Origin of the sequence: Streptomyces sp. NPDC053367 (genome assembly GCF_044545925.1) — a bacterium.
Classification (GTDB): domain Bacteria; phylum Actinomycetota; class Actinomycetes; order Streptomycetales; family Streptomycetaceae; genus Streptomyces.
On sequence record NZ_JBITYN010000006.1, the window covers coordinates 301853 to 328374 of the forward strand.

The 26522-nt window shown below is 70.7% G+C and carries 23 protein-coding genes; 14 read left to right on the top strand and 9 right to left on the bottom strand.

Going from position 1 to position 26522, the window contains the following annotated elements; genetic code table 11:
* Positions 1-90: 90 nt before the first annotated feature.
* Positions 91-954 carry an oxaloacetate decarboxylase gene (locus tag ACIGXJ_RS19180; protein ID WP_399646582.1) on the top strand — a complete coding sequence of 288 codons (864 nt, stop codon included), beginning with the start codon at positions 91-93 and terminating at the stop codon, positions 952-954.
* 556 nt (positions 955-1510) lie between these two features.
* Positions 1511-2812: a chloride channel protein gene (locus tag ACIGXJ_RS19185; RefSeq protein WP_399646586.1), complete on the top strand. Its 1302-nt coding sequence runs from the start codon at positions 1511-1513 to the stop codon at positions 2810-2812.
* Positions 2813-3263: 451 nt separating this feature from the next.
* On the opposite strand, the gene ACIGXJ_RS19190 is transcribed toward ACIGXJ_RS19185, so the two are convergent.
* On the bottom strand, positions 3264-3974 hold the full coding sequence (locus tag ACIGXJ_RS19190; protein WP_399646588.1) for an MOSC domain-containing protein: 711 nt from the start codon (positions 3972-3974) through the stop codon (positions 3264-3266).
* Positions 3975-4370: 396 nt separating this feature from the next.
* On the opposite strand from ACIGXJ_RS19190, the gene ACIGXJ_RS19195 reads away from it, so the two are divergent.
* Together ACIGXJ_RS19195 and ACIGXJ_RS19200 are read left to right on the top strand one after the other, a co-directional pair.
* On the top strand, positions 4371-5282 hold the full coding sequence (locus tag ACIGXJ_RS19195; protein ID WP_399646591.1) for a hyaluronoglucosaminidase: 912 nt from the start codon (positions 4371-4373) through the stop codon (positions 5280-5282).
* A 2-nt stretch (positions 5283-5284) separates the two neighbouring features.
* On the top strand, positions 5285-5443 hold the full coding sequence (locus tag ACIGXJ_RS19200; protein WP_399646594.1) for a hypothetical protein: 159 nt from the start codon (positions 5285-5287) through the stop codon (positions 5441-5443).
* A 415-nt stretch (positions 5444-5858) separates the two neighbouring features.
* Here ACIGXJ_RS19200 and ACIGXJ_RS19205 read toward each other — a convergent pair whose 3' ends face one another.
* Positions 5859-6440: a snapalysin family zinc-dependent metalloprotease gene (locus ACIGXJ_RS19205; RefSeq protein WP_399646597.1), complete on the bottom strand. Its 582-nt coding sequence runs from the start codon at positions 6438-6440 to the stop codon at positions 5859-5861.
* Positions 6441-7243: 803 nt separating this feature from the next.
* On the opposite strand from ACIGXJ_RS19205, the gene ACIGXJ_RS19210 reads away from it, so the two are divergent.
* Positions 7244-8200: a hypothetical protein gene (locus ACIGXJ_RS19210; protein ID WP_399646600.1), complete on the top strand. Its 957-nt coding sequence runs from the start codon at positions 7244-7246 to the stop codon at positions 8198-8200.
* Between the two features lie 40 nt (positions 8201-8240).
* Here the strand turns inward: ACIGXJ_RS19210 and ACIGXJ_RS19215 are convergent, their stop codons facing one another.
* The 3 genes from ACIGXJ_RS19215 to ACIGXJ_RS19225 all read right to left on the bottom strand — a co-directional run bounded on the left by ACIGXJ_RS19215 (position 8241) and on the right by ACIGXJ_RS19225 (position 10217).
* Positions 8241-8609: a hypothetical protein gene (locus tag ACIGXJ_RS19215; RefSeq protein ID WP_399646602.1), complete on the bottom strand. Its 369-nt coding sequence runs from the start codon at positions 8607-8609 to the stop codon at positions 8241-8243.
* A gap of 17 nt (positions 8610-8626) precedes the next feature.
* Positions 8627-9292 (bottom strand): thiocyanate hydrolase subunit gamma, encoded by a 666-nt coding sequence (gene scnC / locus ACIGXJ_RS19220; protein WP_399646605.1) that lies wholly within the window; start codon positions 9290-9292, stop codon positions 8627-8629.
* 82 nt (positions 9293-9374) lie between these two features.
* Entirely contained in the window at positions 9375-10217 is an 843-nt protein-coding gene (locus ACIGXJ_RS19225) for an SH3-like domain-containing protein (protein WP_399646608.1), read from the bottom strand.
* A gap of 375 nt (positions 10218-10592) precedes the next feature.
* On the opposite strand from ACIGXJ_RS19225, the gene ACIGXJ_RS19230 reads away from it, so the two are divergent.
* From ACIGXJ_RS19230 to ACIGXJ_RS19240, 3 genes are read left to right on the top strand one after another with little or no spacing between them, the layout of a single operon-like run.
* The gene (locus tag ACIGXJ_RS19230) at positions 10593-10805 is read left to right on the top strand and encodes a hypothetical protein (RefSeq protein ID WP_399646971.1); all 213 of its coding nucleotides are present in this window, start codon (positions 10593-10595) and stop codon (positions 10803-10805) included.
* A gap of 35 nt (positions 10806-10840) precedes the next feature.
* Positions 10841-11503: a class I SAM-dependent methyltransferase gene (locus ACIGXJ_RS19235; protein WP_399646610.1), complete on the top strand. Its 663-nt coding sequence runs from the start codon at positions 10841-10843 to the stop codon at positions 11501-11503.
* Positions 11500-11808: a sulfurtransferase TusA family protein gene (locus ACIGXJ_RS19240; RefSeq protein WP_399646612.1), complete on the top strand. Its 309-nt coding sequence runs from the start codon at positions 11500-11502 to the stop codon at positions 11806-11808. Before ACIGXJ_RS19235 ends, ACIGXJ_RS19240 begins: the two co-directional genes overlap by 4 nt.
* Positions 11809-12012: 204 nt before the next feature.
* Here ACIGXJ_RS19240 and ACIGXJ_RS19245 read toward each other — a convergent pair whose 3' ends face one another.
* From ACIGXJ_RS19245 to ACIGXJ_RS19255, 3 genes are all read right to left on the bottom strand, one after another.
* A complete protein-coding gene (locus ACIGXJ_RS19245) occupies positions 12013-13212 on the bottom strand; it encodes an alkane 1-monooxygenase (RefSeq protein ID WP_399646615.1) in 1200 nt (399 codons plus the stop codon).
* Between the two features lie 84 nt (positions 13213-13296).
* Positions 13297-13962: a TetR family transcriptional regulator gene (locus ACIGXJ_RS19250; RefSeq protein ID WP_399646617.1), complete on the bottom strand. Its 666-nt coding sequence runs from the start codon at positions 13960-13962 to the stop codon at positions 13297-13299.
* A gap of 219 nt (positions 13963-14181) precedes the next feature.
* Entirely contained in the window at positions 14182-15228 is a 1047-nt protein-coding gene (locus tag ACIGXJ_RS19255) for a hypothetical protein (protein WP_399646620.1), read from the bottom strand.
* A 283-nt stretch (positions 15229-15511) separates the two neighbouring features.
* On the opposite strand from ACIGXJ_RS19255, the gene ACIGXJ_RS19260 reads away from it, so the two are divergent.
* From ACIGXJ_RS19260 to ACIGXJ_RS19285, 6 genes are all read left to right on the top strand, one after another.
* Positions 15512-16459 (top strand): ABC transporter substrate-binding protein, encoded by a 948-nt coding sequence (locus ACIGXJ_RS19260; protein ID WP_399646623.1) that lies wholly within the window; start codon positions 15512-15514, stop codon positions 16457-16459.
* A 2-nt stretch (positions 16460-16461) separates the two neighbouring features.
* Complete coding sequence (locus ACIGXJ_RS19265) at positions 16462-17427, top strand: amino acid ABC transporter permease (RefSeq protein WP_399646626.1); 966 nt, start codon at positions 16462-16464, stop codon at positions 17425-17427.
* A gap of 56 nt (positions 17428-17483) precedes the next feature.
* Positions 17484-18236 carry an amino acid ABC transporter ATP-binding protein gene (locus tag ACIGXJ_RS19270; protein WP_399646973.1) on the top strand — a complete coding sequence of 251 codons (753 nt, stop codon included), beginning with the start codon at positions 17484-17486 and terminating at the stop codon, positions 18234-18236.
* On the top strand, positions 18233-19480 hold the full coding sequence (locus tag ACIGXJ_RS19275; protein WP_399646629.1) for a M20 family metallopeptidase: 1248 nt from the start codon (positions 18233-18235) through the stop codon (positions 19478-19480). The genes ACIGXJ_RS19270 and ACIGXJ_RS19275 overlap by 4 nt, the downstream gene beginning before the upstream one ends.
* A 363-nt stretch (positions 19481-19843) precedes the next feature.
* Positions 19844-21139 carry a cyanophycinase gene (locus ACIGXJ_RS19280; RefSeq protein WP_399646631.1) on the top strand — a complete coding sequence of 432 codons (1296 nt, stop codon included), beginning with the start codon at positions 19844-19846 and terminating at the stop codon, positions 21137-21139.
* 116 nt (positions 21140-21255) lie between these two features.
* On the top strand, positions 21256-22119 hold the full coding sequence (locus tag ACIGXJ_RS19285) for a MurR/RpiR family transcriptional regulator (protein ID WP_399646634.1): 864 nt from the start codon (positions 21256-21258) through the stop codon (positions 22117-22119).
* A gap of 717 nt (positions 22120-22836) precedes the next feature.
* Here ACIGXJ_RS19285 and ACIGXJ_RS19290 read toward each other — a convergent pair.
* Positions 22837-26265 carry an NB-ARC domain-containing protein gene (locus ACIGXJ_RS19290; RefSeq protein ID WP_399646636.1) on the bottom strand — a complete coding sequence of 1143 codons (3429 nt, stop codon included), beginning with the start codon at positions 26263-26265 and terminating at the stop codon, positions 22837-22839.
* Positions 26266-26522 lie beyond the last annotated feature (257 nt).

Consider the following 26522-nt stretch of genomic DNA (forward strand, 5'->3'; position numbering starts at 1 on the left):
CCACCTGGGGATGCTCTTGTCTCGGCAAAGGGCGTTCAGACGCGGCGGCCGAGCCCGATCCGCGTCACCACCCACAGAAGGAGCCGGACGTTGACCCACGGCATGAGACTGCGCGAGCGCATCGCCGGGCCCGGGACCACACCGCTGATCGGCGTGTACGACATGTACTCCGCTTCGATCGCGGCCAAGCACTACGACGGGATGTTCGTCTCGGGCTTCGGGTTCGCGGCCTCGTACTACGGCCTGCCCGACATCGGATTCATCGCCTGGCCCGACATGATGGCCTTCGTCCAGCGGCTGCGGGGCGCATTTCCGCACCACCATCTGCTGGTCGACATCGACGACGGCTACGTCGACCCCGAGGTCGCCTGTCACGTCGTCGAGGGACTGGAGCGCATCGGCGCCTCGGGCGTCATCCTGGAGGACCAGAAACGGCCCCGCCGCTGCGGTCACGCGGACGGCAAGCAGGTGCTGCCGCTGGAGGAGTACCTGGAGAAGCTGGACAAGGTACTGCGAACGCGCAAGGACCTGGTCGTCGTCGCCCGCACGGACGCCACGGACGAGCAGGACATCCTCCGGCGTGCCCAGCGGCTGGCGGCGACCGACGCGGACGTGGTACTGGTCGACGGCGTACGCAGCGCCGAATGGATCGGGCGTATCCGCAAGGTGGTCGGGAGCAAGCCTCTGCTGTTCAACCAGATCGCAGGTGGCAAATCCCCCCGGCTCTCCCTGGGTGAACTGTCCGACCTCGGCATCGACGTGGCGATCTACAGCACCCCGTGCCTCTTCGCCGCGCACGAGGCGATCGACGCTGCGCTCATCGGGCTGAGGGCGGCCGACGGCCGGCTGCCCGAGGTGGATCCTGTCAGCGGCGTCGGTGTGAGAGCGTCCACCAGCCTGCTGGAGCGCAACATCGGTCCCGAACGGCTGACCCTCGACCGTGCAGGCGTCTGACGTCGGCAGAAGCACACTGGACGGGGCGTTCGCCGACCTGCATGCTGCCACGAGCCAAGGGGGGTCTCGCGGGCAGGCGGGCCCAGCAGTCGGTGACCGAAGGCAGCCCGCAACAAGGGGCACACCGAAAGCCGTGCGACGTGACCGCGGTCTGATCACGCTCGGCTTTCCAACCGGGAGGGCGCAGCCGGCCGGCCGGCCGGGCCGTCGGCCGAAGCCGGCACCACCGTGTCGTCGGCCTCGGCTGTCGAACGGACTCGACCGTCGTGCCCACCGCAGCGCGTCGTGCCGTCGGTTCGCCCCTCCGTCACCGCCCCGCTGAGCAGGCGGTCAAGCGGGGCTGAGCCGCCCTGGCAGGCGTGGGACGACGAGCGCGTGACCCACTGGATGTACGTTCATCCCGATATGTGGCCATGACGCGCGTCCAGCGTTCACACGGACACGGCCATGTCCGTGGCACCAAACTCGGGGAGGACTCATCGCCGAAACGACGTCGGAGAGCGGCTCCGGGATCGTCTCGGGAAGCCAGCTGCCGGAAGCCGACCTGCTACGGACCATGCTCGGCCGCCCCGAGTACCGCAGAGCGCTGGTGTTCTGTGCACTGATCGGTATCCCGGTGGCGCTGACCGCGTTCTGGTTTCTCGTAGCGGTGCACCAGTTGGAACAGCTGATCTGGACGGACTGGCCCAAGGACCTGGGCCGGCGGCAGGCTCCCTGGTGGTGGGGGATTCCCCTGCTGACAGTGGCCGGGCTTGTGGTCGCCCTGGTGGTCGCACACCTTCCTGGCCGGGGTGGGCACATTCCGGCGGGCGGGCTGCACGCGGGCGGGGTCACCAAAGCGGCGCTGCCGGGCGTCGTGATCGCCGCGCTGGTCGGTCTGCCGCTCGGTGCCGTCCTGGGACCCGAGGCTCCGCTGATCGCCCTGGGCGGCGGACTGGCGTTGTATCTCGCGAGTCTCGCCCGGGCGCCGCAGACCGAAGCGAGCACGGCATTGCTCGGCGCCGCCGGGGCCGCGGCAGCCATCTCCGCGCTTTTCGGCAACCCGGTGGTGGGCGCCGTACTCCTGATGGAGGTGGCGGGGGTGGGCGGGCCGCAACTGTTCGCGGTGATGCTGCCGGCTCTGCTGGCCAGTGGCGTCGGCGACCTGATCTTCACCGGGTTCGTCCACTGGACCGGCTTCGAGACGGGGAGCTTGAACATCGGCCTGCCCACGCCGCCACCCCTCGACTGGGCGGACGTGCTCTGGGTGCCGGTGTTGGCTCCCTCCGTGGCCTTCTTCGTCCACTGGATCTTCGTCGGCGGGCAGTTCGTCGCGCGGTTCGTGGAAAGCCGCGTCGTACGGAACACCGTGGTGTGCGCGCTGGGCGCGGCGGGCTGTGTCACGGCCTACGCGCTCGCCACCGGTCGTTCGCCGGCCGAAGCCGCCCTGTCCGGAGAGTCCACGCTGGCCGGCCTGGCGCATGATCCGCACGCCTGGTCCGTGGGCGCACTTCTCGCTGTGCTGGTCTTCAAGGGCCTTGCCTACACGCTGTGTCTGGGCAGCCTGCGCGGTGGCCCGGTGTTCCCCGCGCTGTTCCTGGGAGGTGCTGCCGGCGTTCTGCTGGCGCCGCTGCCGGGTCTCGGGCTGGTGCCGGCCATGGCGATCGGGATGGCGGCCTCCGTGACCGCCGCTCTACGGCTGCCCGTCAGCGGTGTTGTTCTGGTCGTGCTGTTGCTCGGCAACGTGGAAACGGTGGCGCTGGTGGTGATCGCCGCGGTCGGGTCCTTCGTGGTCGGCCAGCGACTGCCGCCGGGCCCCCGCGTTCCGGAGTTCGGCGAAGGCGGGGCCCGCCGGACGCGGGGGGCGTCAGGGGCGTGAAGAGCGGTACGCGGATGAAGAACTGGCGAGGCCGTGGTGAGCCGGCACCGAAGGACGAGCACCACCGCGGGCGGTCAAGCGTCGGAGGCTGCTGTTCAGGCACCGGGTGGTTCCTTCGGCGGGACCGTCGACATCGCCGAAAGGTGCGAGACCGGGCAGCGAACACCACATCGACACCGACGGCCAGGGCATCCGGCTCGCGGCGTCGCTGACCGGCCGAAGCCGCAACGACGCCATTCGACTTCTGCCACTGCTCGACAAGATCCCGGTCTCGCGGGAGTCGTCGGCAGGCCGAGCCGGCGGCCCGACAGGCCTTTCGTGGACCGCGGTCACGCCCCGACAAGTACCGCTGGCTCCTGCGACAGCGCGGGATCCGGCCGGTGACCGCCGAGCGGGGCGAGCCGCACGGCACCATGTCCACATCCTTGCCAGGACCTCTTGGCGGCAGGTGTCAAAGAAGCGCGATGGTGTCACCGAGCTGCACCAGCCCGGGCGCCACCACCGTGGCCAGCGCGTCCAACCGGGCGTCGTGCGCCTGCGCGACGGCCCGCAACACCAGCGGGGAGTGCGGCAAGTCCTGCTGGGCCTCATTGGTCATCACGCATCGCTCGCTCGATCGCACGAACTCCACGCACAGGCCGGAGCCGATCCTCGCCGTACTCCCGAACCACTCGTCCTCCACGAACGCAGGGGTGCCCGGCGGCGTGCGCAGCAGGAGATTCGGCCGGAAGCGCCGCTCGTCCACCGGTACACCGGGGACAGCCGCGCGCACCCACTCGAGGGTGGCAGTGGTCAGAACGCTGATGGGGAGCTGATCGAAGTGGGAGATCGTTTCCTCGCGGGCTATCTCGACGTCCTTACGGCCGAGGTAGCAGCGCAGGTAGGCAGTCGGATCCGAAACGGCCACGCCCTGCGGGTCCAGCAGTTCCGGCTTTCCGGCTTCATCGAGGTAGCGGGAGCGCAACTGCAGCAGACCGGGCATTCTGCGGAAGCGGCGGGTGTTCTTCCCCGAGCCGAACTTGCCGTCGGCGTCGCGTACTGCGAAGAGGCGGTCACCGACGAGACCTCGCGCGTCGACCTCTGCTCGTCGCAGCAGCTCACCGCCGGTCGATTTGATCGGGTACCGCCAGATCCGTTCGACCACGCCCAACTCGTCCGCCATCCGGGAAGGCTACAACAGACGATCAAACGCACTTCCTGCAACGCCGGATGCCGCCATGCAGGGCCGCCGGTCGGCGTGTACGGCGTTGCCGCGAACACGGCCCGCTTGTCATGCGGAGCGATCCCGCCACGTTGCGGACGAGCGGTGAACGACGGCAGCAACGGTGTGTCATGCGGGTGCGGCGCTCCATCCCGGATGGGGAGGTGGGACTGGTCCCCTACGACGGCGAGGCCAATCGCTCGGGACGCCGTGACCGGCCGACTCAACTGCCTCGTGGGCGGCCACCTCGGCCGTGGCGGTGTTCACTTGGGTGGTCGGAGGGTCGGACGCGCTGGCGCGCAGGCACGCTACGGCGTAGCGTGCCGCACTGTTGATCCGGCGGGGTGAGGAGCGAGAGTGACCAGTACGCGCAGGCTGTTCATGGGGGCGTTCACGGCGGGGGCCGTGACGGTGGCGGCCGGATCGGGTACCGCGTCGGCGGCTGAGGAGGCCGGACAGGCGGAGGGGGACGTGACGTACCCGGGCGAGGTCAAGGCCCGGAACTTCCGCACCGACGGTGGCACGACCTCAGTGTTCAAGACCGCGTCGACGGCGGCGACGGCGAAGCTCCACGCCTTGACCGTGTATCAGGCCGGTGTGGCCGGCGACGGTGTCGCGCTCAACGTCACCTCGGACAATCCGGAGGACTCGGCGATGTACCTGTCCGGGAGGGAGAAGAGCAGGGGCACACTGAAGATCCTGCACCGGGGGCAGGCGGACGCCTCGGACGGGGGAGCGGCCGCGGTCTCCGTGTACCTGGACACCGAAGGCGTCACCGACCAGTCGGGCGGCACCGCCGCGCAGGGCATCTTCGTCACGCACACCACCGGTCCCACCAAGGGCAACCTCATCACATTGCGAAACAACGGCGTGGACGACTTCGTGGTGAAGGGTTCCGGAGCGGTGGGCATCGGCCTCCCCATCGGGGCGACCCCGCGCGGGCGGGTGGAGATCGCCCAGCGCAACTCCCTGATCGGGCTTCTGATGCAGGCCAACGAGGACTCCGCCGGCCGACTGCTGGAGATCCGCGACCGTACGGGCACCGCGAAGCTGCGCGTGCTCAACAGCGGCGCCCTGGCCGCCCACAACGCCATGTTCGGTGTCACGGGCGCCGAATCCTACGGCGGCGGCGACGGCGTGATCGGCATCCGCAATGCCACCGCGGCCCCGGTCGGCAACCCGACGAACGGTGGTGTCCTCTACGCCGAGGGCGGCGCCCTCAAGTGGCGCGGTTCCTCCGGCACCGTCACCGTGATCGGACCGGCCTGACCATGGAACTGACCCCTGAGCAGCTCGTGTCGGAGTTCCAGGACGCCGTCATGGAGCTGTATTTCGCTCGCAAGCGCATCGCCCTCCTGGAAGCTGAGAACGCGGCGTTGCGGGAGCATCTGGCCGCCTCCGAGCGGACGTCGGAAGCGAGGGAGGGATGAAGCCGTCGTTGTCACGGGCCGCTCGGCATCGTCCCGGGCCTCGGCGGTGACGCCCGTCCGCCGCACGCGTGCGCGTCGGAAGATCCTGATCGGCGTCCGCTCCGCGACTTCGGCCCTTCCGCGCCGCACACACCCGGAGAACCCGGGACGCGACTCCGTCGCGGCCGCTCCGTGTTCCCACTGCTGCCCCTCGTGACCTGACGGAGGGAGATGCCGAAGCCGGCCGCGATCTTGGCGAGGGTGTCGTGGCGCGGCGGATGTGGAGCTTCTGACGGGTGGCGGCTCGATCACCGCTCATCACGCGGGCGAGGCGTGCCCCTTTCCCGTCAGCATCGCCATCGGCGACGGGTCGGTCACTTCGTCCCGGGGATCTCGGCGAGGTCCCCGGGAGGCGCGTCCGCCGGAGACCGTGTGGTCAGGCTGCGTCGATGAGGGTCCGGCCGTCAGCGGCGCGAGCGGCGGCGCTTGCGCTTGCGTAGGTGGACTGTACGCGGGAGCGCTCGGTGGCGTTCGGTGTGGCGTTGGTGCAGGCCGTGCCGGCGCTCGATCCCGACATCAGCTGTGAGCAGGGACCGGGCTTGGTGTCCGGCAGGCCCAGGCTGTGTCCCAGCTCGTGGGCGATGATACGGGTCTTGTTGTAGCCCTGGTCCACGGCCTGGCTGCCGAGCTCGACGCGGACTTGACGGCCCGGGCGAACGGGGCCGAGCGTGGCCTGGGGCCAGCCGGTGGTGGCGACGATCACGATCTCGGCCACTGTGCCCGGCGCCGCTTCCACCAGACGGACGTTGCTCACGCTCGCGTTCCATGAGGCGACTCCGGCCGCGATCGCGGCTTCCCAGCCTGAGGCGCGGCTGTCGTCGTAGTGAAGGGTCACCGCTGCCGCCTGCGCGGCGGACGATTCACCCGCGGGAACGGTGGCGGCGGTCGCGGCGCCCGCCATGGCCAGGACGAGCGCTGTGGCCGAGGTGCCTGCCTTGAGCCAAGTGCCGAGGGGCATCGATGCTCCTTCATCCGTGGGGGGGGGATCCGGCCCCGGCGGGCCGGTTGTGCGAAGGAGCGGCAAGGGCTGTCCGGTGGGGGGCCGGAGACACCGTCGGCCGCCCCTCCGGGACGTTGCGATGTTATGCCCTACTATCACTGCCAGGCATGTACCTGACACGGTGAATTCGCGTCAGATCCAGCCCGTCTCGCAAGTCGGTCGGTCGCCTCCGCCGCACCTGCAGGAGCCTGGCCGTCACCGATCGGCCTGCTCCCGACGGCGATCGGCCCTGTGCAGTGACTTCGCTCCCCTGCAGGGTTAGACGGTTGGTCCGCCGGCACCGGCGCAGGCTCGTCGGCGCCCCAGTCCCGGCCGCGGGAACTGTCTGCCTCGAGCACCGCCGCCGGCTCCACGAGTGCCCTCGTGGGACACGGTGTCGTCGCGCAGCGGTGCATGGTGCCCGGCGAGCCGTCGGCACGGCCCCCTCGTCGTCCGCGGCACCGGACACGTCGACCCGCAGCACGGTGCCGCCCAGATGCGTGGGCAGGCGTTGAGTCGCACAGTGGAAGTGAGAAAAGCGCACAGCCGTCTCTGCAGGGCAATATGAGCGCGGATGCACCTGTGTGCTCTGCGAGCTGACTGCCGGCACGGCCTCGGGTACCCCGCCGTAGGGCCTCCGTCCTACCGTGCGGCGTGCGCGCAGCTCGCGCGTCACTGTTCTGCGCGCCCCCTGCCCCGCGCTGCCGTTCGCACCGTGCGGCGGCTGTGCTGTTGCACAGGCAACCTCGCCGACTTCAGGAATTCAGGAAGGCCGAGCGCACATGAACGCCTTTCCCAAGCCCGTCATCGACGCCATGGCCGACCGCGCCATGCGCCTGCACCACATGCTGTGGCACCAGACACGAGACTCGTGGGCAGATCTGACTCCGGAGGAGAAGGAAGTCTTCAGCGACCACGGCTGGGTGCCGCCCCGCCCGTCCCTCGGGCCGACGGACCCCGCCACGCGGGACAGGTCAGTGGAACTCGACAATGGATCGGGCGAGGACTTCCTGTACATGCACCGGGAGATGATCGCCGAGGTCAACCACATACTGGCCGAGGCGGGCGACCCTCAGCACCCGCATGTGCAAGGGTGGGTGACGATCCCGGCGCCGGGCGACCTCGACTTCCCGGTTCCGCCGGCGTACGAGCTGCCGGGCGACCCCGACGGAGCCCAGGGTCTCCTGGACGTCAAGTCGCAGGCGGGGTACGACCGGATCCACGCAGTGGAGAAGCAGGTCACCGACCCGGCGGTACTGCGCCAGATCTCGCTGGGCCGTCTCGGCGCCGCCGTCGAGTTCTTCATCCACAACGCGCTGCACATGCGCTGGTCGGCGCAGATGCCCGAGTACCGGCCCGGCGGGGACGAGTTCGACGTCGACCCGAAGTGGGACGACTCCTCCTACAACTGGCTCGGCGACACCTACTCCTCCCACGTGAACCCGCTGTTCTGGAACCTCCACGGGTGGGTGGACGCCCGGATCGACGACTGGATGGCCGCCAACGACCTGCAAGGGCCGGTGCCGTGGAGCTTCGACCCGCCCTGGAGCGGACCTGAGGAAGTGCACGGCCACGGGCATCACCCGGTGGCCCGTCTCGCGCTGCGAGCCCGGCCGGGCAGTGCTGAGGCCGATGAGCTGCAGTCGAGTGTGAGTGCCATGGAGTCGACGGTCGAGGACCTGAAGCGGGCGGGCGTCCGCGAACCTGCCCGCTTCCCGGTCCACTACGGCGAGCTCTGACCGTCTCACATGGCTCGACACCTGATCGACAAGACGCTGCCTAGGGCGACCCACCCGCTTCGAGCCGCGCGCGAACTGCTTCCATGCGCTCGGCCAGCACGGTCTCGTCCACGACGTTCCTGGCGATCAGGGAGTGCGCCAGCGCGACGAGCTGATTCTCCGGGAACGGCAGCGTCCCGTACACCTCACGGGAGAGCAGGTCCTCCTCGTCGCGACGCGCGAGGGGTGGCAGCACCCCTCCCTCCCCCACGTCGAGGGCGTCACACATCCCGTCGAGACTCGACTTCCAGGGTGGCACCGGCTTGGTGACTCCGTACTTCTCCGCCATGCGTGGCCACACCTGTCCGCGTGTGACGATCCGCTCCAGCGTCCGCACTCTGAGGGACGTGATGTCGTGATCGGTCGGCATCTCTTCTTCCTCGTGGGCTAGTGGTTCTCCGCCGGGCGGATCGCGGGGTGCACCGGGCGGGCCGTGTTCGAGGTCACGCCGGGCTTGGGAAGGGCGACGCCGATCAGACAGTCGCGCGTCACGATCTCCTCCAGCTGCTCCTGGCTCCATCCCTCCGTCCCGTGCGGCCGGACCGGAAGCACCATGAACCGGTGCTTGGAATTGGAGTCCTCGACGCGGATCTCGACGTCTTCGGGAAGGTGGAGGCCGAACTCCCCGAGCACCTGGCGGGGCCAGCGCACGATGCGGCGCCGGTAGTTCGGTGTCCGGTACCACTCGGGCGACATGCCGAGGAGCGGGCGGGGATAGCAGGAGCAGAGGGTGCACACGATCACATGGTGAAGGGTCGGAGTGTCCTCCAGCACCTGCAGCGCCGTGAAATCGCTGGGTGTCCCGAAACCGGTCGGCTCCAGCCAGTCGATTCCCACCTCCCGGCAGGCGGCGATGGCGTCATCGAGCGCCAGCCGCCTGAAATCCGGCTCGAGCCAGGCCTTGGCGACGAACCGGGCACCCGGCGCCGGTCCCAGCTGCTCGACGTGTTCGGTGTAACGGCGATGGTCCTCGGCGGTGAACAGCCCCTTCTCGATCGCGAGTTCACGCAACGCGATCTCCAGCACCTCGAAGTCGGTGACCTCCTCGACCATCGGTGCTCCGTGTCGCCGAGCCGGGTCGTGACTCGCCTCGTCGGTCTCTTCGTGGTCGGTCATCTCGGCAAGCCTGGTCCTCTCACTGATGGGGGCTCTTGGTCCGGGCGACCGGCTGGAGCCAGCGCTCCGAGATCTCCGCCTGGAGCGTGTCGTTCGGGGAGCCCGCGTAGCCCTCCCACAGGTCCGCCATCGTGAAGCGCACGATGTAGAACCACTCGGGCTTCTCGTCCTCGCGATCGAAGGCCTCGTCCTCCGGCGCCGGGCTCTCGTACGACACCTTGACGACCGTCCCGGGCTTGCCCCGCAGGTACTCCTGGGTCCGTGTGTAGAAGAATGTCGGCAGATCCCGTACCCGGACGGCGTCACCGACCGCAAGCCGAGGAGCGCCCGCCATACCGGCGAAGCACTGGGGGTCTCCCTTGCCCACCGCCTCGGTGTGATGGCGGTTCCTGGGGACCGCCTGTCCCTCCCCGGTGGCGCGAGGCGCGGCATCGATCGGAACAGTGCCACGGGCGTGACGTTCGCGCACCTCGCCGACCCGCTCGATCAGCTCGCCGAGTGTGATGTGGCGCTTGTCGACGAGGCAGCGGGCCACGGCCCACAACCAGCGGCCGTAGTAGGGAAAGCCGAGGTACGTCGTCCTTCCGACGTCGACGTTGCCGAGCCGTCTGCGCTCCTCGGACGTCCAGATCCCTCTCCAGCCGAGTACCTCACACGTCACGAACGTGTTGAGCTCCCACTGCTCCTCTTCCTTCTCCTCGAACGTCGCCGGGGCGTCCGGCTCGCCTCCGACGTCGTGCGACGTCTTCATATAGGCCTGGAAGAGCGCGTGATCGATCTCATCCGGGTAGGACCAGTCCTGGAGCTGGTGGAACGCCACGCGCAGCAGGCTGGGGAAATCGTCCATGACAGAGTTGGCCACGGCTGTCACCTCCGCTGGGGACGGGCGGCACACCGTCAGACACACCGTAACGCCGGCCGCACGGCCTCGCAGTGCGACGCGGCCGACGACGCCCCTGGACAGTGTCCTTCCGATCATCCGGTCGTGGGACTGGCCGTGAGAGACGGGGAGGGGGACCGGGGACCTTACCCGTGATCTGGTGGAGCGCGAGAGCGGCTGCTGCTCCTTCTTCGAGGTCGACACGAGGATCACCGACCTCACCACCACCCGCACCGCCCTGGCCGCCGCCGCGGCGGGCTGCGACGACCCGACCGTCTGCGCGCCGAGCACCTGCTGCCCGGGATCCGCGAGCACACGGGCTGGATCCGGATCGGCGCCGGCGTCATCGCGCTCGGCCTGTGCGTGGTGGCCACCGTTCAGTCCGACGGCCACTTCGGCCGCAGCCTCGCCGCGTACGGCGGAATCTTCGTGGCCGGTTCGATCGCCCGGGGCATGGTCGCCGACGGACATCGTCCGGTACGACGTCATCGGCGCCCAGGTCCGCCTCGCCGACATGCCGTGATCATGTACGCAACCCCGCAGCCACTGACCAGGCAGCGGCCCCTCTAAGCTGCCTCCGGACACAGCGGGAAGGGAGATGCGCGGTGGCGGACGAGGACGGGCTGGCAGAGATCCAGCGGCGGCACTGGCAGGACACCTACGCAGCTCACCCGGGCATGTACGGCGAGGAACCGTCCGAGCCCGCCGTCCACGCCGCCGCCGCGTTCAGGGCAGCCGGGGCCCAGGACGTTCTGGAGCTCGGCGCAGGGCACGGCCGGGACGCGCTGTTCTTCGCCCGCGAGGGTTTCACCGTCCAGGCGACCGACTTCAGCCCGGTCGGGCTGGAGCAGCTGCGCGATGCCGCCCGCTTCCAGGCGGTCGACGAGCGGGTGACGACCGCGGTGCACGACGTCCGCGAACCCCTGCCGTTGCCGGATGCCTCGGTGGACGCGGTGTTCGCGCACATGCTGCTCTGCATGGCCCTGTCGACGCGCGAGATCCGCGCCCTGGTCGGCGAGATCCGCCGCGTCCTCCGGCCCGGCGGGGTGTTCGTCTACACCGTCCGGCACACCGGCGACGCCCACTACGGCGCCGGCACCGCGCACGGCGACGACATCTTCGAGCACGGCGGCTTCGCGGTCCACTTCTTCGACCGCGAGCTGGTCGAGACCCTTGCCGACGGCTGGATCCTCGACGACGTCCACGCCTTCGAGGAGGGCGAACTGCCTCGCCGTCTGTGGCGCGTCACCCAGATGCTGCCCCGATGACCGAACCCCCCCGGCCGCCGGCGGGTATCACCGTCGACGGCACCGGTCTGCTGTGCGTCACCCTCCTGCTGCGGCTGCGCGGCCGCATCGCCGACGCGCCGGCGGGCACGGTCGTCCATGTCATCGCCACCGACCCGGCTGCCCCGCTCGACCTGGCCGCCTGGTGCCACATGACCGGCCACACCTACCTCGGCCTGGTGCCGGGCGACGACCACGGTCGGCCGGTGTACGCCCTGCGGCTGGCAGCGGACGCGCGCCCCACTCGTCCGGACGCTCCCTGGCGCACCACCACGCCGGACCGCTGAGGTGACCCGCGCCATAAGCGTGGGAAGCTCTCCGTCGCGGTGCCACGGGACGGCGGATGGGCGCTGGGGCGCGCCTGACCGGACGCGTGAAGTATGCGGTGCCTCCCCATCGTGACAGGACCGGTCCCGCCCGGGTCGGCTCCGGGCCGGGGAGTCCGCCACTGACGGCTAAGGGACTTCGACCGGCCGATCGTCATCCCCTCGTCATCCCCGGTTCGACGGCACCTCCTGCGCACCCGCGCTGGTCTGTACGCCATAGCGGCCCGCCCGCCGGTGATACAGGTTGGCGCGCCGTGCGTCGCCGTCGTAGTGGGCCAGCACCTTGGGGTCCATCACCCGGCGCCACAGCGGTGTCCCCCAGGCCAGGACGATCATGGAGGCGTAGCCGGAGGGCAGTTGCGGTGCCTCGTCGAAGTGGCGCAGCGTCTGGTAGCGGCGCAGCGGGTTCGCGTGATGGTCGGAGTGGCGCTGCAGCTGGTACAGGAAGATATTGCTGGTGGTGTTGTTGCTGTTCCAGCTGTGGCGCGGGGCGACCCGCACGTAGCGACCGTCCGGTCGACGCTCACGCAACAGGCCGTAGTGTTCCAGGTAGTTGACCGTCTCCAGCAGCAGGATGCCGCACGCCGCCTGGATGAGCAGGTACGGCAGCACCACGGCGTCGAAGGCGGCGGTGAGCGTGGCGAACAGCAACACTGTCACCGCCCACGCGGTCAACACGTCGTTGTGGTGCGACCAGGTGCCGTGACGGCGGCGATCGAGGCGACGGACCTCCAGACGCCAGGCCGACCGCACGCTCCCCACGACTGTTCGCGGCAGGAACGCCCACAGGCTCTCGCCGAGCCGCGAGCTGGCGGGATCCTCGGGTGTGGCGACGCGGATGTGGTGGCCGTGATTGTGCTCGACGTAGAAGTGACCGTAGGCGGACTGGGCGAGCGCGAGCCGGGCCAGCCGGCGTTCCACCGTCTCCCGTTTGTGCCCGAGTTCGTGCGCCGTGTTGATGGCGACACCGGCGACGACTCCCACCGTGGCGGCCAGCCCCAGCGCGTCCGGCACGCTCATGCCGCCGGACCACAGCACGCACGCGTACAGCAGACCGGCGTACTGGAGGGGCAGGTACAGGTACGTGCACCAGCGGTAGTACCGGTCCTCCTCCAGCAGAGGGATCACCTCGTCGGGGGGATTCTCCTGGTCCGGGCCGACGAGCGCGTCGAGCAGCGGGATGATGACGAAGGCGAAGAACGGCCCCCACCACCAGAGCACCTGCCAGTCGCTGACGGCCACCAGTGCGGCGGCCTGGAACGGCAGCGTGGGGACGGCCAGGCCGAGCAGCCACGCGTAGCGCTTGCTGTCGCGCCAGGGTGTGCCGGCGGGGGGCGCAGGGGGCGTCGTCGACGGTGCTGTCATCGGTCTGGGCTCCTTGCGGGGGTTCGGCTCGGACCCGGCAGAGCGTGACACCGGCCCGCGGCGCTGACAATCGGGGACGCCGTGTCAATGTTCTGATGGAGCGTCAAGTACTGTCGGGAGAGCCAGGATTCCCGTGGCCGCCGCAGTGATCATCTCGGCTGACTCGCGCAGCGAGTGGTCGGGAGGCGGCAGCACGATGTACGACAGGGTCAGGCGCACGATGACATCGGCGGCCTGATCCGTCCGGGCCTCGTCGAACTGCCGGAAGTGGCTCTGGCACCACCCCCGCACCATGAGCCGTGCCCCCGTGACCACCGGTTCCGAGCGCGCCGTCAGGTAGGGCAACAGGGAGTCGGTGCCTCCGCGGGCGGCGTTGACCACCGAGGCGACGAGCGCGTTGCCCCGGGCCTCCTCCAGCGCGTACAGAATGGCGGAGGCGAGCGCGTCGGACGCGGTGGGTGCCGGTTGTCGCAGGGCCCGGTCCACGCCGAGGAGGAAGCGCTCCGCCTCGCGGTGCACCAGCGCCTGGCTCAGACCGCCGCGGCTGCCGAACTCCTTGTAGACGGTGGGCCGTGACACCTCGGCGCGGGCCGCCACCTGCGACAGGCTCACCGAGTCCCAGCCTTTGTCCGCCGCCATGGCGCGTGCCGCGTCCAGCACGTCGTCGCGCATCTTTCTACGCCACGCCTCGCGGGGTGGCAGGGCTACGGGGCCGCTGTCGGTGGCTGCGGCGGACGGTGTGTCCTTCACGCTGTCTCTCCTCGCATCCGGTGTGGGGGCAGGGTGCCGATGATGCAGTCCCACCGGAAGCCTGATGAAGCGTCAGAACTCTGACAGCGGTTCACCCTGTGAGCCGTGCGGACCGCATGGCACGCCGGCCGTCGGCGGAGCTCCCTCGTGTCCGCCAAGCTGGTGACGCGCCCCGTACCGCCGTCGTCCGTCCGGCCGGCGGCGGTACGGGCGTCTGCCTCAGGACCCGCTCGTCGCGCAGCTCTCGGGTGTGCCGTTGTACAGGTCGGCGTCGGGGACGCCGTCGATGACGCTGCGGCGGTAGTAGCCGCATGCGGGACGGTCGGCGAAGTCGAACGTCGTGCCCGGGGCCAGCCGCCAGATCTTGTAGTCGGTGAAGGTCAGCGGCTTGCCGGCGAGGGCCCGTTCGGGCTGGTGGTCGCCGAGGACGACGTAGGCGTCGGCCCCGTACTGGGTGGCCAGGCCGCGGCTGTCGATGAACAGCGAGCCGCCCTCGTTCACCCCAACTCCCCAAGCACGGCCGCCCGGGGTCAGGCCGTCCTTGACGGCCCGCGCCACGAACGTCATGGTGCGGCCCATCCGGTCGCGGTCGCGGAAGTGGGAGTCGTTGACGACCCCGGCGTAGTGAGGCCAGTCGAACATGCCGGTGGTGAAGGTGAGAGCGCGGTCGTACGGATCCGCCAGGGCGTCGGCGCTGGTGGCGCTGCCGCCGCAGGCGTCGTACACGACAGGGCTGCTGACGTGGTGGCCCGCGCTGCCCCCGCCCGCCCCGCCGCCCTTGGCCACCACCGACTCCACCGAGGCCTCCAGGGCCGTACCCTTCCAGCGCACGTACCGGCACTGGTCGCCGCCCGCGAAGTACACGAACTCGGCGTTGCGGATGTCGGTGTTGACGCGCGTGTTGTTGCCGTCGGCCGCGCGGGTGAGCGTCCAGGTGGTGCAGGAGTTGATTCCGGCGAGCTTCATGACGGCGTCGCACTCCGGGGTCGTGCTGCCCGAGGACGGAGCGGAGCCGGCGAGCACCACGACGTCCAGGGAGCCGGAGCCGCCGCGGATCGTGTCGACGGCACGGGTCATGGAGGCGGCGACGACCGAACCGGCGCCGTTCATGGTGAACGCCGGGCCGGACCAGGCGGCGCGGTGTGCGTCGGACGCGCTGCCCAGCCGGATCCGGTCGGCCGCAGCCTGGGCGGGGGCGGTGGAGACGAGCATGCCGGTGAGCGAGAGCAGCGCGACGGTGGCGGCGGTGGCCGAGTGGCGTGGCATAAGTCCTCCGGGAGCGACGGGAGTTCGGAGCGGGCTCTATCGGACGGTACATCTCCTTCGTCGCGGCGGACAGATGTAACGCCCGGTCGGTCAGGCGAAGGGCGGGGGGAGGGGTGGAAAGTTCCGTTTGTTGGCGTGTATGTGGGAAGAGAACGCTCACTCATAGCGCGTTACGCGAACGTAACGTGCGATACATCTAGCCAAGCGGGTGTGCGATCTGTAATTTCCGGAGGGCAGTCGGCGGCACCTCCGCCGACAAGGATTTCGAGAGGCCCGATCCGCCATGAACGCTCGCACGGCCCGCCGCCTGGCGGCCGCCACCGCAGTGACCACTGCCTTGACCGCGCTCACCGCCTGCTCCGGCGGCGACGACTCCGCACCCGCCGCGAGCGGCAGCGTCACCGTCGCCGGCGTCAAGATCGAGAAGGACCCCGCGCTGCACGACGCGCTGCCCGGGGAGATCAAGGACGCGGGCACCGTGAAGGTCGCCACCGACGTGCCGTACCCGCCCTTCGAGATGTACGTCAAGGAGGGCGAGAGCGAGCTGACGGGCCTCGACTACGACCTGGGCCAGGCCCTGGGCGCCAAGCTCGGCGTGCGGTTCGCCTTCACGCCGCAGAAGTTCGACGGGATCGTGCCGGCCATCCAGGCCGGCAAGTTCCACGCGGCGATGTCGGCCATCACCGACAACAAGGAGCGGCAGCAGGTCGTCGACTTCGTCGACTACTCGCAGTCCGGTTCCGGCATCCTCGTCGTCGAGGGCAACCCTGAGAAGATCGCCACCCTCGACGACCTGTGCGGCGAGAAGGTCGCCGTGCAGGCCGCCACCAACCAGCTCGACCTGCTCAAGGAACACCAGGCGCAGTGCGAGAAGGCCGGCGCGGGCCAGATCGACATCCAGACCTTCCCCAAGGACTCCGACGCCCAGCTCGCCCTGCGCTCCGACAAGGTCGTCGCTCAGCTGCTGACCAAGCCGGCCGCCGGCTGGACCGCCAAGACGGCCGACGGCGGCAAGACGTTCGACCTCGTCGAGGACCCGGCCGCACCCGGCGGCTACAACGCCTCGCCCAACGGCATCGCCGTCACCAAGAAGCTGCCGGAACTGACCGACGCGATCCAGAAGGCACTGCAGGCCCTGATCGACGACGGCACGGTGGCAAAGATCTACGAGAAGTACGGCGTCGCCTCCATCGCGGTGAAGGAAGCCACCAAGAACGCGGCGGTCGACTGAGGATGGTGGAGCTGAAGACACCCCGGGACACGACAGCGCCGGCACCCGCGCGCGAGGCGGAAGCCCTCGTCGTCGTGCCGGTGCGCAACCACGGCCGCTGGATCGCCGCGTCGGCCGCCGTCGCCGCCCTCGTCGGGCTCGTCGGTTCGCTGGCCAAGAACGACAACCTGCGCTGGGACGTCGTCGGTGACTACCTCTTCGCCGACCTCATCTTCGACGGTCTGTTCACCACCCTGTGGCTGACCGCCGCCGCCATGGTCCTGGGACTCGCCCTCGGCACGCTGATCGCGGTCATGCGGCTCTCCCCGAGCCCCGTCCTGTACGGCCTGGCCACCTTCTTCGTATGGATCTTCCGCGGCACCCCGCTGCTCGTGCAGATCATCTTCTGGGGGTACGCGGCCGCGCTGTACAAGTACGTGATGATCGGGGTCCCCTTCACCGACATCACCTTCTTCAGGGCCGAGACCAACTCGCTGCTCACCCCGGCCGTCGCGGCCCTGCTCGCCCTCGGGCTCAACGAGGCCGCCTACGCCTCCGAGATCGTGCGCGCCGGCATCCAGTCCGTGGACACGGGTCAGACCGAGGCCGCGCACTCACTGGGTATGCGACCCGCACTGACCATGCGCCGCATCGTGCTGCCCCAGGCGATGCGCGTCATCATTCCCCCGATGGGCAACGAGACCATCAACATGCTGAAGACGACCGCCCTGGTCTCGGTCATCTCCGCGCACGACCTGATGTCCAACATCCAGGACGTGTACGCCCAGAACTACCAGGTCATCCCCATGCTGGTCGTGGCGAGCCTGTGGTACCTCGCCCTGGTCACCCTGCTCGGCGTCCCGCAGGCGTACCTGGAGCGGCGCTACGGCCGCGGCACCACCCGCGCCCAGCACGCGTCGCCGCTGCGGCGCCTGCTCGGCACGGCCGCCCGGCCCACCCGCGTGAAGAACAAGGAGGCGGGCCGGTGAACGCCCCCACGGTGCACGACGACAGCGCCCCGACCGTGCACGACGAGCGCGCGCCCATGGTGCACGCGGAAGGCGTGCGCAAGCACTACGGCAAACTGGAGGTCCTCAAGGGCATCGACCTCACCGTCCGGCGCGGCAGCGTGTTCTGCCTCCTCGGGCCTTCCGGCTCGGGCAAGTCCACGTTCCTGCGCTGCATCAACCATCTCGAGAAGGTCGACGGCGGCAGGCTCACCGTGGACGGCGAGCTCGTCGGCTACCGCCAGCACGGCGGCAAGCTGCACGAGCTGAGGGAGCGGGAGGTCGCGGAACGGCGCCGGGACATCGGCATGGTCTTCCAGCGCTTCAACCTCTTCCCGCACCTGACCGCGCTGGAGAACGTCATCGAGGCACCCGTGCGCGTCGCGGGAGTGCCCAGGGCGCAAGCCCGCGAGGAGGCGGGGCACCTGCTGGAGCGGGTGGGCCTCGCCGACCGCGCCGGCCACTACCCCGCGCAGCTCTCCGGCGGGCAGCAGCAGCGCGTGGCCATCGCCAGGGCCCTCGCCATGAAGCCCAAGCTGATGCTCTTCGACGAGCCGACCTCCGCGCTCGACCCGGAACTCGTCGGCGATGTCCTGGACGTGATGCGGCAGTTGGCCGACGACGGAATGACGATGGTCGTCGTCACCCACGAGATCGGCTTCGCCCGCGAAGTCGGTGACACGGCCGTCTTCATGGACGAGGGAGTCATCGTCGAGGCCGGCGACCCGCGGCAGGTCCTGGTCGAGCCTGCACAGGAACGTACCCGCGCGTTCTTGTCGAAGGTCCTGTGAGCGCCCCCTCACGGCAGCGGCCCCGCCCTCGCCCCGCCGACCTGCTCGGCCCGGCCCGCAGCCGTCTCACGCGTTACCTGCACGACCTCGCCGAACTCGTCGCCATCGACTCCGGCTCCTACAGTCCCGACGGTGTCAACGCCGTCGCCGACTGGGTGCAGGGGCGCCTGACGTCGCTCGGGTTCGCCGTCGAGCGGATCCGGCCCGACGCCGCGGACGGCTCCGGCCGTCCTGCTGCCCCGCGTACGGGCGATGTACTGGTCGCACGCAAGGCGGGACGTCTCACCGAAGACGACGGCGGACGCAGGATTCTGCTCGCAGCCCACATGGACACCGTGTTCCAGGACGGCACCGCCGCCGAGCGGCCCTTCACCCTCGACGGCACCCGCGCGTACGGGCCCGGGGTCAGCGACGACAAGGGCGGCCTGCTGGCCGGTCTGTCCGCGCTGGAGCTCCTCCAGGAGCAAGGAGTGCTGGAATACGCGGAGTTGGTATTTCTCGCCACCCCTGACGAAGAGATCGGCTCTCCGTTCAGCCGAGGGATCACGGAGGGCGTCGCCCGCGGCGCGCACTACGCGCTCGGTCTGGAGTGCGCGCGGGAGAACGGGGACCTGGTGATCGCCCGCAAGGGTGTCGCCGACTTCCGGCTCACCGTCGTCGGCCGCGCCGCCCACGCCGGTATCGAGCCGGAGCGGGGTGCCAACGCCGCCCTCGCCGCGGCGCACCTCGTCGTCGCCCTGCAGGCGCTCAACGGGCGCTGGGACGACGTCACCGTCAATGTCGGTGTCGTCCGGGCGGGTCACCGCCCCAACATCGTCTGCCCCGAGGCCGAACTCCGCCTGGAGGTACGCGCGGTCACCGCCGCGGGCATGAGCAGGGTCAGGCGAGCCATCGAGGACGCCGCCGCCTGCCCCGCCGTCCCCGGCACCTCCGTCACCGTCGAACAGCTCGACGACTGCCCCCCGCTGGAGGCGACCGCGGCATCGCACCGCATGTTCGCTGCGGCCGAGCAGGCGGCGGCCGCGCTCGGTCTCACCCTCGGTGCCACGGCCACCGGCGGTGTCGGCGACGCCAACCTGATCGCCGGGACGGGTGTCCCGGTCCTGGACGGTCTCGGTCCCGTGGGAGGCGCCGACCACAGCCCGCAGGAGTGGCTGGACATCGCGACGGTGCCCCACCGCATCGCCCTGCTGGCCGCGCTGATCATCGCGCTCGCCGACAGCGGCAGCGGCAGCGAGGAGTGACCCGGTCCCTCGCGCTTACGACCCCTCGAAGACCGGCAACCCTTCGTACAGGCCGCGCCGCGCCCTTCATGTCGCTCGGCGACCGCGGCAGCGATCACGGCCGCGACGGGGCGCCCGTCCACCCGATACCGGCCGCGACAGGACGTCCGTCCACCCGATACCGGCCGCGACGGGGCGTCCGTCCACCCGATCACGGCCGCGACGGGGCGCCCGTCCACCCGATCACGGCCGCGACGGGGCGTCCATCCACCCGATCACGGCCGCGACAGGGCGTCCGTCCACCCGATACCGGCCGCGCGTACGACCACGGCCGCAGCCCGTATCCCCACCCCGAACTACCGATCGCCCTCCCAAGGAGACACCATGCGCGACCGTTCCCGACCGGGCCGACGCCGATTCCTCGCCGCGCCCACCGTCCTCGTCCTGGCCCTCACCGCCGCGCCCGCGGCCCAGGCGACCGTCCGCGCCGAGGGCGCACCGCAAGGGGGCTCCCTGGTGCTGATAGGAGGCGCGCTCGCGGCGGACAACACTCAGGTCTACGGCGAGATCATCGAACGGGCCGGCGGCTCCCGCGCCCGCATCGGCGTCCTCACCGCCGCATCGGTCCCCGAGAGCCAGGACCCGCACGCCGACGACCCCGAGCGGTGCAGCAACTCCGCCTGCAACGGCGCCTATTACGCCGGCCTCTTCGAGAAGCACGGCGCGGCCGACGCCGAATGGATCCCCGTCGACCTCGACCACATCGCCAACGCCGACTCGGACGCCGTCGTCGACCAGATCAACTCCATGACCGGGTTCTTCTTCGGCGGCGGCGACCAGCACCGCTACGTCACCACCCTTCTGCACGGCGACCGGCACACCGACTCCAAGGTGCTCGCCGCCATTCGCGCCAAGCTCGCCGACGGCGCGGTGGTCGCCGGCACCTCCGCGGGCGCGCAGATCGCCGCAGGCCCGAACATGGTCACCGGCGGCGAGTCCTACCAGGGCCTGCGCGACGGCAGCGCCCCCGGCTACTTCGACGACGCCACCCGGCTCGGCTACCTGCCCGAGGGCGGCTTCGGCTTCCTTCGCTCCGGGCTCGTCGACACCCACACCGGCGCCTACGGCCGGGAGGGCCGGGCGCTGCGCCTGGCCGCGGACACCGGTCACGACCGCGTCTACGCCCTGCAGGAGAACAGCGCACTCGTCGTCGACGCCCCGGGAACGCGCGACGAGACCATGACCGTCCTCGGCGGCAACGGCGTGGGCGTCCTCGATCTGCGCGACGCCCACGCCCGCACCACACGGGACGGCTGGACCCTGACCCGCGCCCGCTACACCCACCTCACCGACGGCGACCGTTACGACGCCCGCCGCTGGGCCGTGCGACCGGCTCCCGGCAAGCGCCCGATGATCCCCGGTACGGCGTCCCCCGTGCCCGCCAACAACGACGTGTTCTCCTCGCTCGACAACCCCGCCGCTGTCCCGTACTCCTTCCTGCGCACCGCCCGGGCGCTCGCCACGACCAGCAGCCGGCGCACCGCCACGGCCACCACCTACGAGAGCGCGCCGCGCTTCACCGTCACCTTCGCCAAGCGGCCCGGCTTCACGGCCTGGACGAGCGACGGCACCACCGCCCGGACCCTGGTGGGACTGCGCATCGACATCGCACCCCGGTGACCCGGTCCCGCACGCCCGGTGCGGCCCGGGCCGGCCAGTGTCTCGGGCCGGCCCCGGCCGCCCGTGCGGGCGCTAGGCTCGGCCCCGGCGCACCGCACTATCCGAAAGGAGCCCTGATGGCCTCCGGCACACTCGCCGACGACATCCGTCTCAAGCTGGGTACCCTCAGCCCCGCCGAGCGGAAGGTCGCGAGGGTGCTGCTGGCCGCCTACCCCGCCGCGGGCTTCGAGACCGTCGCCACCATCGCCGAGCGCGCCGCCGTCAGCGCGCCCACGGTGCTGCGCTTCGTCGCCCGCCTCGGCTACAGCGGGTTCCCCGAGTTCCAGGCCGCTCTGCGCGCCGAGCTCGACCAGCGCAACGCCTCGCCGCTGTCCCTGTACGAGGAGACGGAGGACACCTCGGGCGACGACTCGGCGGCGGGCCTCATGGCCCGCAGCAGCAGACTGTTCACCACCGCCGTCGCCCAGACCCTGGCCGAGACCCCGCCGCACGACCTGGAGCGGGCGATCGCGCTGCTGTCCGACCGCAAGCGCCGGATCACCCTGGTCGGCGGCCGGTTCACCCACCTGCTCGCCCAGTACCTCGGCCTGCATCTCATGCAGCTGCGCGACGACGTCCACGTCCTGCCCGAACGCGACGTGGAGCGAGCCGCCGCCCTCGCCCGGCTCGGCCGCCGCGACGTCATCGTCGTCTTCGACTACCGGCGCTACGAGCACGACAAGGTGTCTCTCGCCCAGCTCACCCAGGAACGCGGCGGAAAGGTAGTCGTCTTCACCGACACCTGGCTGTCACCCGCCAGCGCACACGCCGAGGTGGTCCTGCCCAGCCAGGTCACCGCCCCGTCCCCGTACGACAGTCTGGTGCCGACGCTCGCGGTCGTCGAGACCGTCGTCGCCGGTCTGCTCATCGTCCTCGGCGACGAGGCACACCAGCACATGCAGCGCACCGAGGACGTCGCCCGCCGCGTCGGACTGGTGTGACCGGACGCCGCTGTCCCGAGGGCTTCCCCGGTCAGTCCCTCTCGGCCGGCTCGACGACGGGCACGCAGCACCACGAGCTCTCCGGCGACGGGCAGACCGCAACCGCGGTGCGGTACTGAGGGACTTCGGTCCCGAGCCCCGGCCGGACCGCCCGCCATCCCGGAGCGGTGCGGGCTCGGCCGGGCCCTGCTCCACGGGCCACTCCCGTCCGGGGACTGTTCCACGGCCGCAAGCCGGTCAAGGTCGCCGAGAACCCTGGCCGGTGGGACTCTGCCGGGGACGTCATCGCGATGCCGGGCACCCGGCCGGCGGGCACGGTGCCCGACGGCGGCTGGGGAGGACCTGGGCAGCCGCCCCCCCCACGCACGACGGCCGAAGGCTGCGGCAGAAGGCCCCGCTGGGAACAGCGGCCCGTGCGGGGCGCGGTGTCGCGGCCGAGCCGCGGCTCGGCTGACGGCCCGGAACCAGGCGCCGGCGGCCACGTCTGGCCGTGGACGGACCTGCCCGCCATGGCGGCCGGGACGGAGGCGGTGGCCGCGGACGGCGCCTTGTGGGCACCGGCCCGGTCGTACCGCACCGCCGACGAGCCGGAAGCCCCCCCTCCCTTGTGACTGCCGCCGATCCGAGTGACTGCCGCCGGAAGACCATGGCCTCCACCAAGCCGTCCGAGCAGTCGGCGGGGGAGGGCCACTGCTCGACCTCGTGCGTCGCGCGGGTCTATGCCGTGAACTCGTAGCCGAGCAGGCCACGGCCGCCGACGAAGAGCGCACAGCCGGAGGGATGCCAGATCACGGATTCGAGGTCGCTGTCGGCGCGCATGCCGGTGAGGGGTTCGCCTGTCGTGGAGTCATGGACGGAGAGGGTGTTGGCGGCCGCGCGGGCGAGGTACTTGCCGTCGGGGCTGAAGGCCGCTGTCGTGGCTCGGACGCGGCCGAACCGGTGGACGACCGCTTCTGTGGCGATGTCCACGACCCGGAGAACGGCCGAACGGTCGACGACGGCCAGCCGGCAGTCGTCCGGGCTGAACGCCAATGCCCGTGCCGAGCGGCGCGTGAGTCGAGCGACCTGCGCGCCTGACGCGGTGTCCCAGATGCGGGTTCCGTCATTGCGATCGTACGTGGCGAGACGGGATCCGTCGGGGCTGAACACCAGCGGGTGAACCCTGTGGTGAGGGAACTGGTGCATCAGCGTGCCGTCGGCGGTCTTCCAGACGCTTGCGGTTCCCTGCCGGTCGACCGTGGCCAGAAGATCTCCCGGCGGGCTGAGTTCCAGTGCCTCCAGCGGCCCGGGACAGTCCAGTTGTACGAGCAGTGCGCCGGCGGCGTCCCACACACCGACGCGGGCGCGGTCGGTCGCCGCGGCGAAGCGAATGCCTGCCGCCGTGCAAGCCGCCGAGAGCACATCGGCCCTGTCTCCGTACAGGGGAGGCACGAACTGCAACTCCTGCCCGGTGACTCCGTCGCCTTCCGCGAAGCGCTGCACCTGCGCTCCGCTCGCAGCGTCCCAGACGCCGAAGCCGTCACGGCTCACGGTGACGACGCGGCATCCGTCAGCCGAGACCGCTGCGACACCGACGGCGATCTCCGGCGGCCGGGGAGAACCGGCGGCGAGGTTCCAGATCCGGACGGTCCTGTCGAGGCCGGCGCTCGTGAGTGTCGAACCGTCTGGACCGAAACCCAGAGATGTGCATGTCGACCCGTGGTGGAAGCGGTGGACCTGTGTACGCGTGTCGAGGTCCCACACCTGCACGACGCCCTCACGGTTTCCTACGGCCAGGTGTGTACCGCCGGCATCGAAGGCCGCCACGGTCACGTCGAGGCAGTCGCGAAGTTCGTACAGGCGCGCCCCGGACGACGTACACCAGATCCCCACGTTTCGCCCCAGGGCCGTGGCGACGCGGGCCCCGTCCGCTGTGACCGCCACAGGCCTGCCTCGCCAGGACTGCAGATCGCCGCCGGTAGCGGCGTCGCAGGCGAAGCACCGCAAGCCGCCACGCATGGACAAGACCAGCTTCGTGCCGTCCTGGCTCACCAGCAGGCGGTGGCCCGTTCTGCTCGCGGGCACCTGAAACTCGCCGAGCCGGGCCCCGGTGGACGTGTCCCAGGTCGCCACCGTTCCGTGCTCCTGCCCGGTGAAGAGCCGAGAACCATCGGCACTGAAGACGGCAGCACTGTGCTCACCTGAGAAGAACGGAGGCAGCTCCGACCCGGTGGCAAGCTCCCACCCGTGGACGGTGCCACGCACATCGATGGTGAGCAGACGCGTTCCCCCCTTGCTGAACGCCACGTCCCTCATGCGGCTGCGACGCGGCAGTTCACACACCTGCACCCCGCTCACGGCGTCCCAGACACGCACTCTGCCACCGGTCTCGACGGTGGCGAGGCGGGAGGCGTCAGGGCTGAAGGCCATCCCCTCGACCGGTGCCTGATGCGTAAGGGTGCGCAGGAGCGCGGAGCTGGGCAGATCGGGCGGTGTCCACCGGTCGACGAGCGCCGGCCCCGACAAGACCCCGTCGGCGGCCGAGCACCACTGCGGACCTCCAGGAACGCGGCTGCGCAGCACAGCATCGAGAGCCTGGGGCGGTGTGGTCGGGGTGAGGAGGTGCGCGGCACGTTCCAGGTGGGAAGCGAGAGCACTCGCCTCGGGGTGAGGGACCAGGGAGAGGTCTCGCAGAGGTGCGGTGGGGCCGTGGTGGCGCAAGCGCATGCTGACCCACCGGAAATCCGTGGCCAGGGCGGCCGCGTCCTCGGTGCGCTGCGCGTCCACCAGGTGGGCTATGAGGTGGTTGCGCAGGTACTCGTGAGGCGTCGTCCACCACTCGGGCCCGCCTTCACCGGCAGAGGTGAGGGTGTCGAGAAGAACGGCGTTCACCCCCGGCAGCCGAGCCGCCAGCTCTGCCCGCAGGTGGTCGCGGATCACGTCGTGCAGCGCCACCGTGCCGCCGGGGACGCCGGAGTCGAGATGGAACAGGGACAGATCGGCCATCTGCCCGCACAGGCTTCGCGCGGTCGTCTCGTCGAGCCCGGCCGTCCCCTCCCACAGGCGGGCCACCAGCGCAATGGGCACGGCCTCGTCCTCGGCGAAGACGCCCAGCTCCGCGAACCTCTGCTCCCCCTCGCCGGGGAGGAGTTCCAGGGCGGCTGCGAGACTGGCCCGTACAGCCCTGTTGCGCTCGTCGGTGTCGTCGAGGTCGAAGTCCCTCTGCGGGTCGCCGGCTGCGGGCCCGTGCACCCGCAGCCGGTCCAGAAGGCGTCGACCGACACCATCGGCATCGGCCCCGGTCGAGAGCTGCTCGCGCAGGACGCGGTTGGTGATCCGCAGCAGAAGCACCCACCGCCCGGTCGCCTCCACCAGGTCGTCGACCACCGCCTGTTCAGGCAGCTGCGGCAGTCCTCTCGTCAGGACCAGGCGGGCCTGGTCGTACGTCATCCGGTCCACGGTGATCCGCGCGGCATGGGCGGGAAGCACTCTCGGACTGCGGGTGGTGATCAGACGGACACAGCGTCGTTCCGCACCGATGAGGAACGGCCGCAGCTGTTCCTCCTCCCACACGTCGTCGATCACCAGCAAGGTCCGCGGCAGCGAGGCGAGAAGTCTGCCCAGCTGAGCGCCGGTCTGCTCCGGATCGTCGCCGCCTGTCGACTCGACCCCCGTGATACGCGCCATCTCGGCGGCGACCTTGGCTGCGATCGCAGCTCTGCCCCGGACGTCACGCCCGATGGTGATGAACCAGATCCCGCCGGGGAACGCCCTGCGGACCTTCTGCTGGGCGACCGCGTACCGGGCGAGCGTCGTCTTGCCGAATCCACCCGCCCCGTGCAGACCGGCGGTGATGGCCACGGCATCGCCCCCTCGCCAGTGCCGGCGCGTACGCGCGAGCACGGCATCGACGACCTGGTCGGCCTCCGCACGGTCCACCCATCCGTCCGGGACCACCATCGGGGCAGGCGCGACAGGTGCGGGCGCCGCGGGAGGGCGGCCGAGGACGACCATCGCCGTGGACCCGAGGAGAAAGACGCCCCCCATCACGCCGGCGACCGGATCCCCCGCATCCCATCCCTTGCGCAGGACTGTCCATGCCAGGAAGCCCAGCGAGCCCACAAGGATCAGGCCGCCCGCGATCCTCTTCCACCCCAGCCGTCTCAAGCCCCACCCCTACTGGTCGTCACGATGCCGACAGCGGGCACCTCTCACGTGCTCGGGGTCCGGCCGGGGACCCGGTCCAGCTGTGATCGCTCGTCACGACCGAGAGACGGTGCGCCGTGCCCAGTCTCGCGCACACCGTGCGCCGCTTGCACGAGACCGGGCACAGCGCCCGGGCAGGACGCGGCAATCGTCCAGGACGAGTGCCGGCCTCGCCGGTGCTGACGCAGGCCGACGGCACTGTGGGCCTGCCCCCCCCG

What these genes read in the sequence shown, in the direction of transcription:
- scnC (WP_399646605.1), bottom strand. Translation starts at nt 9,292, where the DNA reads ATGGTCGAGGAGGTCACCGACTTCGAGGTGCTGGAGATCGCGTTGCGT.
- ACIGXJ_RS19260 (WP_399646623.1), top strand. Translation starts at nt 15,512, where the DNA reads ATGAACGCTCGCACGGCCCGCCGCCTGGCGGCCGCCACCGCAGTGACC.
- ACIGXJ_RS19210 (WP_399646600.1), top strand. Translation starts at nt 7,244, where the DNA reads ATGAACGCCTTTCCCAAGCCCGTCATCGACGCCATGGCCGACCGCGCC.
- ACIGXJ_RS19205 (WP_399646597.1), bottom strand. Translation starts at nt 6,440, where the DNA reads ATGCCCCTCGGCACTTGGCTCAAGGCAGGCACCTCGGCCACAGCGCTC.
- ACIGXJ_RS19185 (WP_399646586.1), top strand. Translation starts at nt 1,511, where the DNA reads ATGCTCGGCCGCCCCGAGTACCGCAGAGCGCTGGTGTTCTGTGCACTG.
- ACIGXJ_RS19265 (WP_399646626.1), top strand. Translation starts at nt 16,462, where the DNA reads ATGGTGGAGCTGAAGACACCCCGGGACACGACAGCGCCGGCACCCGCG.
- ACIGXJ_RS19190 (WP_399646588.1), bottom strand. Translation starts at nt 3,974, where the DNA reads ATGGCGGACGAGTTGGGCGTGGTCGAACGGATCTGGCGGTACCCGATC.
- ACIGXJ_RS19200 (WP_399646594.1), top strand. Translation starts at nt 5,285, where the DNA reads ATGGAACTGACCCCTGAGCAGCTCGTGTCGGAGTTCCAGGACGCCGTC.
- ACIGXJ_RS19215 (WP_399646602.1), bottom strand. Translation starts at nt 8,609, where the DNA reads ATGCCGACCGATCACGACATCACGTCCCTCAGAGTGCGGACGCTGGAG.
- ACIGXJ_RS19270 (WP_399646973.1), top strand. Translation starts at nt 17,484, where the DNA reads ATGGTGCACGCGGAAGGCGTGCGCAAGCACTACGGCAAACTGGAGGTC.
- ACIGXJ_RS19255 (WP_399646620.1), bottom strand. Translation starts at nt 15,228, where the DNA reads ATGCCACGCCACTCGGCCACCGCCGCCACCGTCGCGCTGCTCTCGCTC.
- ACIGXJ_RS19240 (WP_399646612.1), top strand. Translation starts at nt 11,500, where the DNA reads ATGACCGAACCCCCCCGGCCGCCGGCGGGTATCACCGTCGACGGCACC.
- ACIGXJ_RS19280 (WP_399646631.1), top strand. Translation starts at nt 19,844, where the DNA reads ATGCGCGACCGTTCCCGACCGGGCCGACGCCGATTCCTCGCCGCGCCC.
- ACIGXJ_RS19245 (WP_399646615.1), bottom strand. Translation starts at nt 13,212, where the DNA reads ATGACAGCACCGTCGACGACGCCCCCTGCGCCCCCCGCCGGCACACCC.
- ACIGXJ_RS19285 (WP_399646634.1), top strand. Translation starts at nt 21,256, where the DNA reads ATGGCCTCCGGCACACTCGCCGACGACATCCGTCTCAAGCTGGGTACC.